Source organism: Hydrogenophaga sp., assembly GCF_014773545.1.
Classification (GTDB): Bacteria; Pseudomonadota; Gammaproteobacteria; order Burkholderiales; family Burkholderiaceae_C; genus Hydrogenophaga.
The window spans coordinates 110,306-119,602 of record NZ_SDDV01000007.1; the positions used below are offsets into that span (position 1 = coordinate 110,306).

The window sequence follows — 9,297 nt, forward strand, 5'->3', positions numbered from 1 at the left end:
CTGATGATTGCAAGGAGTTTTGTATGTTCGTAACAGCAAAGACGAGGAGTTCTGTATGTCCGTGATAACAAAGGCCAGCCAGTCGGCGGTCTACAACGACGGCGTGGTCCGCTGGTTCGCCATTGCGGCGGTGGTCTACGGCGTGGTCGGCATGCTGGTCGGGGTCATCATCGCCGCTCAGATGATTTGGCCGGATCTCACCGCGGGGATTCCGTGGCTGTCCTTCGGTCGGTTGCGCCCCTTGCACACCAACGCGGTGATCTTCGCCTTTGGCGGTTGCGTGCTGTTTGCCACCAGCTACTACATCGTGCAGCGCACCTGCCACACCCGGCTGATTTCGGACAAGCTGGCCTGGGTCACCTTCTGGGGTTACAACCTGGTGATTGTGCTGGCCGTCATCACCTTGCCGCTGGGCATCACCAGTGGCAAAGAGTATGCGGAACTGGAGTGGCCCATCGACATCCTGCTGGCGCTGGTCTGGGTGCTCTACGCCGTTGTGTTCTTCGGCACCATAAGCATTCGCAAGGTGCGCCACATCTACGTGGCCAACTGGTTTTTCGGTGCGTTCATCATCGCCGTGGCGCTGCTGCACATCGTCAACAGCGCGGCGCTGCCGGTGAGCTGGACCGACTCCTACTCGGCCTACGCGGGTGTGCAAGACGCCATGGTGCAGTGGTGGTACGGCCACAATGCGGTCGGCTTTTTCCTCACCGCCGCCTTCCTGGGCATGATGTACTACTTCATCCCCAAGCAAGCCGAGCGGCCGATCTACTCCTACCGCCTGTCCATCGTCCACTTCTGGGCGCTGATCTTCACCTACATGTGGGCCGGCCCGCACCACCTGCACTACACGGCGCTGCCGGATTGGACGCAGTCGATCGGCATGGTGTTCTCGCTCATCTTGCTGGCGCCGAGCTGGGGCGGCATGATCAACGGCATCATGACGCTCTCGGGCGCCTGGCACAAGTTGCGTGACGACCCCATTCTGCGCTTCCTGATCGTCTCGCTGTCGTTCTACGGCATGTCGACCTTCGAAGGCCCGATGATGTCGATCAAGACCGTCAACGCGCTGTCGCACTACACCGACTGGACCATCGGCCACGTGCACTCGGGTGCCCTGGGCTGGGTCGGTCTGATCTCCATGGGATCGCTGTACTACCTGATTCCGCGCCTGTTCGGCCAGAAGAAGATGTTCTCGGTGCCGGCCATCGAGCTGCACTTCTGGGTCGCCGTCATCGGCATCGTCCTCTACATCGCGTCGATGTGGATTGCCGGCGTGATGCAGGGCCTGATGTGGCGCTCGATCAACCCCGACGGCACGCTGACCTACACCTTCGTCGAAGCCCTGAGCGCAACCTATCCGTTCTACGTGATTCGTCTGATCGGTGGCACGCTGTACTTCGGCGGCATGGTCATCATGCTGTGGAACGTCATCATGACGGCGCGCAACGGCCGCCCGGTAGACGTGAGCATCCCGGCCGTCAACCCCGCTCACGCCTGAGGAGAGAAACATGGCAAATAAAGAAAAACTCACGGGTCATGCGCGGGTCGAGACCAACAACTTCTTGATGATCGTTCTCATCGTGATGGTGATTTCGGTCGGAGGGCTGGTCGAGATCGTTCCGCTGTTCTTCAAGAAGTCGCTCACGCAGCCGATCGATGGGCTCAAACCCTATACCGCGCTGCAGCTCGCCGGGCGAGACGTTTACGTCAGCGAAGGCTGCTTCAACTGCCACTCGCAGATGATCCGGCCATTCAGGGCGGAAACGCTGCGCTACGGTCCGTATTCGGTGGCGGGTGAATTCGTCTACGACCGGCCGTTTCAGTGGGGTTCCAAGCGCACCGGGCCCGACCTGCACCGCGTCGGTGGACGCTACAGCGACGAGTGGCACCGCATCCACCTGATCAACCCGCGCGCCGTGGTGCCCGAGTCCAATATGCCGGCCTACCCCTGGCTGGAACACAGGATGGTTGACGCCGAGGGCATGCCCCGGCGCATGGAGGTTTTGCGTACCCTGGGCGCGCCCTACACCGACGAGGAAATTGCCGCTTCGGTCGAGGCGGTCAGGGGCAAGACCGAGATGGATGCCTTGATAGCCTATTTGCAGGTGCTGGGCACCGCGCGCAAGTAATTGGCCCAGTCATGGACATCAACATCATGCGCAGCATCGTCACGGTGCTCAGCTTGCTGGCTTTCGTCGGCATCGTGTTCTGGGCCTGGTCCAGGCACAACAAGGACCGATTCGACGAAGCGGCGCAACTGCCATTCAAGGAAGACGAACCTGAGCCACCCACAAAAGGATCATCATGAGCGACTTTACAAGTGATTTCTGGCATTATTTCGTGGCCGGGGTGACACTGATCAGTATCCTGGCTTGCCTGGTTCTGCTCTGGGTCAGCGGTACCACCAAGGCGTCGACCACAGCCGACAACACCACCGGACACGTCTGGGACGAAGACCTCAAGGAGTTGAACAACCCACTGCCGAAGTGGTGGGTTTATCTGTTCGTCATCACGGTCGTCTTTGCGCTGGTCTACGGCGCCTTGTATCCGATGTTCGGCAAGTTTCCGGGTCTGCTGGGCTGGACCTCGTCGGGTCAGTACCGGGCCGAAGCGGCGCGGGTCGAGCAGGAGATGGCGCCCATCTTCGCCCGCTTTGACGCCATGACGCCCGAGCAGATTGCAGCCGACCCGCAGGCAATAGCCATCGGGGAGCGTCTGTTCATGAACAACTGCGCTCTCTGTCACGCCACCGACGCCCGCGGCGCGCCTACCTTTCCCAACCTGACCGACAAAGACTGGATATGGGGGGGTGACCACGCCTCCATCGTCACCAGCATTGCCGAAGGCCGCACCGGCGTCATGCCGCCCATGGCGGCAGCGGTGGGCGACGCCGAGGCGGTGCGCAACCTGGCGCACTACGTGCTCAGCCTCTCGGGCAGCCCGCATGACTCGGTGCGTGCGTTTCAAGGCAAAGCAGGCTTTGCCTCCTGCGCGGCTTGCCATGGCGTGGACGGCAAAGGCATGACCGCCTTGGGCGCACCCAACCTGACCGACGACATCTGGTTGCATGGGTTTGGCGAAGCGGCCATTGTCCGCTCCATCAACGAGGGCTTTACCAATATGATGCCGGCCCAGTCGGCCTTGTTGAACGAAGATCAGATCAGGGTGCTCGCGGCCTACGTCTGGGGTCTGTCCAACAAGCCTGCTGCCGCTCAGTGAGTCTGGGCTGAGTTTCTTCATGAAGCGTGGGCTGGTCGGTCGTACGGATCGACCAGCCGTTTCTTTTTTCCAGCGTGAGATTTCATGTGAAGACAGCCCAGCCAGACACAGACGCGGCGAGAAAAGTCATCCCCATTGCGACCGACCCATCGCACACGCAAGCGCTGGCTGCTGACGAGGAGATGGTGCCGTTCTACGCTGAACGGGAAAAAATTTATCCGCGCTCGGTGGTCGGTGTGTTTTCAAATTGGCGTTGGGTCACTGTCTGGCTGACGCAAATCGTCTTTTATGGCTTGCCCTGGTTGCAATGGAACGAGCGCCAGGCCGTTTTGTTTGATCTCGAGGCGCGCCGCTTCTTCCTGTTCGGGCTGGTCTTGCAGCCGCAGGATTTGATTTACCTCACCGGTTTGCTGGTCATCTCGGCGCTGGCGCTGTTCGTGTTCAGCGCCGTTGCCGGCCGGCTCTGGTGTGGTTACGCCTGCCCGCAGACGGTCTACACCGAGATTTTTTTGTGGATCGAGAAGAAGGTCGAGGGCGATCGATCGGCCCGCATGCGGCTGGACAAGGTGGGTCTGTCGGTCAAAAAATTCGGCAAGAAATGGACCAAGCACGCGCTGTGGCTGCTGTTTTCGCTTTGGACCGGCTTTACCTTCGTCGGCTACTTCACGCCGATCCGCGAGCTGTGGGATCTGAGCTGGGCGCTCGCCTTGGGGCCGTGGCAGACCTTCTGGATTTTCTTTTACGGTTTTGCCACCTACGGCAACGCCGGTTTCTTGCGCGAACAGGTGTGCAAGTACATGTGCCCCTACGCGCGCTTTCAGAGCGCGATGTTCGATCGTGATACCTTGATCGTCACCTACGACCAGCAGCGCGGCGAGCCGCGCGGTCCGCGCTCCAGAAAATCCGATCCCCAGGCCTTGGGTCTGGGCGCCTGCATCGATTGCACCTTGTGCGTGCAAGTGTGCCCGACCGGCATCGACATTCGCAAGGGCTTGCAGTACGAATGCATCGGCTGTGGTGCCTGCATCGACGTCTGCGACCAGGTGATGGACAAGGTGGGTTACGCACGCGGGCTGGTCAGGTATTCAACGCAAAACGGCGTCGATCTGGGCTGGAGTCGCTCCCAGATGCTGCGCCGCGCCCTGCGCCCGCGGGTGCTGGTCTACTCCGGCATTCTGCTGGCGATCTCGTTCGCCGTGCTGGTTGGCCTGATCATGCGCACCCCGCTCAAGGTTGACGTGATGCGCGACCGCGCCGTGTTGGCGCGCCTGGTCGAACAAGGGTGGATCGAAAACGTGTTCCGTCTTGAAATCCGAAATGCCACCGAAACCCCGCAGCGCTACGAGATCAGCGTGAGCGGATTGCCAGGTATCGTCATGGCGTCTGCCACCCAGGCAGATGTCGAACCACTGGGTGCGCGCTCGCTTGCCGTGCGCGTCCGCTTGCCCCCGGGTGCGGTCGGCAGCGGTTCGCATCCGATTCAATTTGACATTCGATCGGTCGGCGCTACAGTAATGCAAGCCCGCACGGCGTCGGCGTTCGTGGTGCCGCGTTGAGCAGGTGCTGGCAGCATTTTTGTTTTGTTTTGTTTTGTTCTTTGGAGATTTGCATGAACCCCGACATCCAAGCATCCACCCGGCGCACCGCTGAACCACATTCCGGGCCGTGGTGGAAATATCCGCACATGTGGATGGTGGTGGGCGGTCCGGCTTTCATGGTCGTTGTCAGCCTGACTTTTGCCACCGTAGCGATCACCGGCAAGGACCCGGTGCTGGACAAGGAAGTCTTCGAACGCGATCTGGCGGCAGCGCGCATGCTCGAAGGCCAGGCGCGCGTCGACGCCCTGATTAAATTTCAACCGGCACGCCAGGCGCGCAACAACGCCGCCTCGCCTGTGGTTCCGGTCATCGACTGAGCGGCTGAGCGGGTGCGGGTCGGCGCTGGTCCTGGCCCAGCGCGACAGGATTGTTCAGGAGAAGATAGGCAGCAGTCATCAGGACGTCGCCGAAAAGTGGCGATGTTCCAGCGTGCCGCGCCAGTCGCCCTCAAACACCAGGTCGCACACCACTTCGGTCCGGTCCGCTACTTCCAGCGTCAACTCACCCGCGCGCGCGAACCGCTCGTCTTTGAACGCTTGCGTCAAGCGGGCGAGCAGCGCCTGCTTGTAGCCGGTGTCCGAGTTGCCTTCGAACTGCAAGCCCTTGGTTTCCATGACCACGGTGCGGGTCTGCCCGTTTTGCTTGACCACAGCAAAGACAAAGTCAGGATAGACCTTGTGGCGCTTCCAGCCCTGCAGCCCGTACTGCGTTCGCGCCACATTGCGGTGCCACCAGCGCAGCGCCGCTTTCTGGTCCAGATAGCCCGCAAACGCGACTTCCAGTTCGTTCATGTCCGGCGTGTGCAAAGCCGGTTCCAGCAGACTTTTCTGCACGGCACGAGCATCTGGCCGCTGCAACACCGGTGGCTGGCTGGCCAACATGAGTTCTGCCGAATGCGGGAGTTCGTAGTCCATGGCATCCGCCCGCAAGGAGAACTGCACCAAGCCCTGCTCCACAAGTCGGTTGAACTCACCCTGAGCCATTCGGTCACGCTCTTTCTCAATGTCGATGCGCAGGCGCTCGGTCAGCGATGAAACGGACCGCGCCAACACCGATTCCGCCATGCCCTGCTGCATGAGTCGCATGAGCACCCGATCCACCCAATCCCAAACCAGCCAGGCATTGGGCGCCAAGTCCAGCAACGCCCTGACCATGCGCGCGCGGTCCAGTGTTTGCGTCTGCGCCGCATCTTGGGTCTGCTGAACCTGCGCATCGCGCGAGAGGATGGACAGATCAATCGTCAAATGCTGCGCACCGCCCATCTGCAGATCGGGCGCCCAGGCCATGGCCAGACCATCCACATTCAAAGCCGCCCAATCCAGCCGCGCCAGCACGTCGCTCTCGTACACCAGCTCGCGGCGCACCGCGCCCGCCTCGGCCCAGGTCACCTTGGGCACAAAAATGCGCACGTCCGCCAGCTCGGCGCGGCGCCTCAGGGAAATGCGGCGCTCCGTTTTCTCCGTCGCTGTTGCATCGCCGTGCACCGCCACGGCCAGGTCGCCCAGGCCCTCGCCTTCGAGCGACTTTTTGATCGCTTTCACCACGTCCGAGGTCTTGGCGTCGAAACACTGCACGTAGCAAGCGTCCAGCGCCTCGCGCCCCGTCTTGGTCACCTGCGGCTGGCGCAGGATGCGCCCCACCAGCTGCGTCATGGCCGCCGGGTTGCGGCCCGCCGCCAGCGCACTGAGCACATAGGCAAACGGGCAATCCCAGCCCTCTTGCAGCGCTTGCTTGGTGATGATGGCCCTGATCTCACACTGCGGCGACAGCAGGTCGATGTTTTCCGGCTGCTTCAACTCGTCTTTCTCCGACGTCTTGATCGCGATCTGGCGCTCGGTCAAGCCGAGTTGCAGCAGGTAGGCCTTGGCGTCTTCGGCGTGGATGAAGCCCGCGTCGCGCATGTCGGCCCCGGTGCGCTCCACCTGCACCAGCAAGATCGGCCGGATGTAGCGCGCCGTCTGCGCCTGCAGCGCCTGCGCCTCGCGCTGCAAGGCGTCGAGCTGGTGCAGCGATGCCGCCAGGCAAGCCTGCCAGTCGGCCCAGCGCCGCAGCTCCACATGGATCGGCAGCTTGATCATCTCGGCCTCGTCCAGGTCGGTGCCGCGCACATCGACCAAAATGTTCGAGCCCCGCCCCTTGACTGAGGCCACGCGCGGCGTGGCCGACAGCTCCAGCATGAAACAGGGGTTGAAGCCGTCGAGCGTGGACAGCGCGTTTTCCGAATAGGCGTGGTGGCCTTCGTCGATCACCACCATCGGCCGCAGCAGCCGCATCACATTGCCCAGCGAGCTTTTGACAATCGAACCCTTTTGCGCGCGCGCTTCTTCAGCACTCTGCCAGGGGCTGCCGTAGGCGTCCAGGTTGGGCACCTCGCGCAGCAGCGCCCAGTGCGCCTCGATGTCGTCCTCTCGCGGCAGAAAGCCCAGCACATTGCCCCGGTCGCGGAAGAAGCGCAGCGTCTCCTTGCTCTGCCGCGCGGCCGACTGCAGCATCAGCACCATCACGCACAGGTGCGACGCCACGTCCAGGCGCGACAGCGGCGAATTCTTTTCCAGCACCTTCACCCGCCCGGCCCCCGCCACGTTCAGCATCTGGCGGTAGGGGTGGTCGCGGTCGCTCAGGGTCTTGAGCGTCTGGCGGTAAATCGCTTCGTTGGGCACCACCCACAGCACCAGCCCGGTGTGCTGGTTCAGGTAGGCGCTGAACACGCGCGCCACGCTGGCCGCGGCCAGCAGCGTCTTGCCGCCCCCGGTGGGCACCTTCAGGCACACATTGGGGATGGCGCGGCCCGCGCCGTCGAAGCGGCTGGAATACGGCTGGCTGGCAAAGTGGGGCGGCAGCAGGTTATGGCGTTTGAGCACGGTCCAGGCCTTTTTGGGAAAGTCGCCCGCCTCGCGCGCCAGGTCCTCCATACCCTCTTGGTCTTCCATGGCCTTCAGGGCTTGGTTGTTGCGTGCCACCAGCGCTGCCTGCCGACTCAGCTCATCCAGGTAGCCGTCCAATTGCCCCAGCACCCGCGCCTGAAAGCGCTTCACCTCCACACCAGCACCCACAGCGCGGGTCGACAGCCGGGTGGCGACCGGTTGCCAGAAGATCTTTCGATCCTTTTGGATGTTCTGTCGCAGCACATCGCTCACCACGTCCTGCCAACGCGTTACATCGAGTCCATAAATAAACCCTGCATCCTGCAACCCGAGGGACAACGACGCAAAATTCCCCGGCGCCATGTCGGGTGCATCTATACACAGATCGATATCGGATGTGGCACGGTGGTCACCCCTGGCACGCGAACCATAGATCCACACCCGCTCAACACCGGGTACCTTCTCAAGCCACCCACGCAGTTGCCTCGCGATACCTGGGGCAATGCCGAAATCCGACCATTTCATGGTGTGCCTTCTTCCAGCGCACGAAACAGTCTGTCCAGCTCTGCCATAGCGCTGCCCCGCACAAAGGCCGAAAGAGCCATGGCAACGCCTTCGTCATAGGCGTGAACCACCGCGTTGCGTGCGGCACGCATGGCCTTCCACAAAGCGGGGTCTCGAACCAGTCCCACTTTGAAACCGGTTTCCAGCACAGCGAACGCCAGCCGGGGGGTTTCACGATCCCCGCGGTCTTGGAGCACAAACAACATGGTTTGCCAAGCCAACTCGAAGGTGTACACATAACGCAGCAGCAAAGAGTCACGCGCCATCCTGTCCTCAGGTACCACTGCCGCCTCATGCAAGGTGGCCAGTGCATCGGCGAACTTGTGTAGCTCCAGCTTCGTTCGATCAGAGTAATGCGGCATATCAGCTCTCCCGGTAGAGCGCAAACGGCAGCGGCGCGTAGTCCACGCCGTGTTCCTGCAACTGGCGGTTGCTCAGGTACTTGGCCGGGGCAAACACCAGGTGGCGCAGCGGCTTGCGCTCGCGCGCCGCATCGTGCTCCCTGCCCCAGGTCTGAATGTGTTTGGCCAGGCTCAGCGTGAGCGCGGCCTCGGGGCTTTTCAAGAAATTCAGCTCCGGTTGGTAAACCAGCCACACATGGCTGTCTTTCGCCTCGCCCAGGTACCAGGCGGGCGCCTGCTTGGGCGTGGGCGGCAGCGCGCCGCCGGTGGCGGTGTAGAACAGCCAGGCACCCAGCGCGTCGAACGCGGGCAGCCGCTCGCCGCTGAGCAGCTTGTCCAGGTCCACCGCCTCGCCCAGCGTGCAATAGGTGAAACTGCCGCCCAGGCCGGGTGCCATTTCCGAAATGCGACGCACGCCCTCCACGCGCAGCACACCGTCGTCGATCTTGGTTTCGATCTTGTCGAAGCGCTTGCGCTGAGGTTTTACCCCCTCTCCCGCTGGCGGGAGAGGCTTGGCCTGTCCTGAGCTTGGCCTGTCCTGAGCCTGTCGAAGGGTCGAAGGAGGGTGAGGGCTCTGCGCACCCAACTCCATCTGTTCATCACCACCCAGCATCCCCTCGGCGCGCTTGATCGCGTCCACCGTGGCCA

General features: G+C 62.2%; 9 protein-coding genes and 1 pseudogene. 6 read left to right on the forward strand and 4 right to left on the reverse strand.

The features are described from left to right. Positions 1 to 55: 55 nt before the first annotated feature. The 6 genes from ccoN (at position 56) to EST26_RS07235 (ending at position 5,137) form a co-directional block, all read left to right on the forward strand. Positions 56 to 1,501 carry a cytochrome-c oxidase, cbb3-type subunit I gene (gene ccoN, locus EST26_RS07210; protein WP_291066570.1) on the forward strand — a complete coding sequence of 482 codons (1,446 nt, stop codon included), beginning with the start codon at positions 56 to 58 and terminating at the stop codon, positions 1,499 to 1,501. A gap of 10 nt (positions 1,502 to 1,511) precedes the next feature. Continuing rightward, positions 1,512 to 2,132 (forward strand): cytochrome-c oxidase, cbb3-type subunit II, encoded by a 621-nt coding sequence (gene ccoO / locus EST26_RS07215; protein WP_291066572.1) that lies wholly within the window; start codon positions 1,512 to 1,514, stop codon positions 2,130 to 2,132. A gap of 11 nt (positions 2,133 to 2,143) precedes the next feature. Further along, positions 2,144 to 2,311, forward strand: a complete 168-nt coding sequence (locus tag EST26_RS07220) for a cbb3-type cytochrome c oxidase subunit 3 (RefSeq protein WP_291066573.1) — start codon at positions 2,144 to 2,146, stop codon at positions 2,309 to 2,311. After that, complete coding sequence (gene ccoP, locus EST26_RS07225; RefSeq protein WP_291066574.1) at positions 2,308 to 3,222, forward strand: cytochrome-c oxidase, cbb3-type subunit III; 915 nt, start codon at positions 2,308 to 2,310, stop codon at positions 3,220 to 3,222. Before EST26_RS07220 ends, ccoP begins: the two co-directional genes overlap by 4 nt. A gap of 182 nt (positions 3,223 to 3,404) precedes the next feature. Next, a complete protein-coding gene (ccoG, locus tag EST26_RS07230; protein ID WP_291066589.1) occupies positions 3,405 to 4,778 on the forward strand; it encodes a cytochrome c oxidase accessory protein CcoG in 1,374 nt (457 codons plus the stop codon). A 53-nt stretch (positions 4,779 to 4,831) separates the two neighbouring features. After that, the gene (locus EST26_RS07235; protein ID WP_291066576.1) at positions 4,832 to 5,137 is read left to right on the forward strand and encodes a nitrogen fixation protein FixH; all 306 of its coding nucleotides are present in this window, start codon (positions 4,832 to 4,834) and stop codon (positions 5,135 to 5,137) included. A 78-nt stretch (positions 5,138 to 5,215) separates the two neighbouring features. Here the strand turns inward: EST26_RS07235 and EST26_RS07240 are convergent, their stop codons facing one another. The 4 genes and pseudogenes from EST26_RS07240 to EST26_RS07250 all read right to left on the reverse strand — a co-directional run. After that, positions 5,216 to 7,855, reverse strand: a complete 2,640-nt coding sequence (locus EST26_RS07240) for a DEAD/DEAH box helicase family protein (protein WP_291066578.1) — start codon at positions 7,853 to 7,855, stop codon at positions 5,216 to 5,218. Between the two features lie 69 nt (positions 7,856 to 7,924). Then, positions 7,925 to 8,209: pseudogene (locus EST26_RS10475) on the reverse strand (nucleotidyltransferase domain-containing protein); the annotation flags it as partial. Further along, a complete protein-coding gene (locus EST26_RS07245) occupies positions 8,206 to 8,610 on the reverse strand; it encodes a nucleotidyltransferase substrate binding protein (protein ID WP_291066580.1) in 405 nt (134 codons plus the stop codon). The gene EST26_RS07245 and the pseudogene EST26_RS10475, both read right to left, overlap by 4 nt. A gap of 1 nt (position 8,611) precedes the next feature. Continuing rightward, positions 8,612 to 9,297 (reverse strand): hypothetical protein (locus EST26_RS07250; RefSeq protein ID WP_291066582.1); only part of this gene is annotated, 686 nt, incomplete at its 5' end.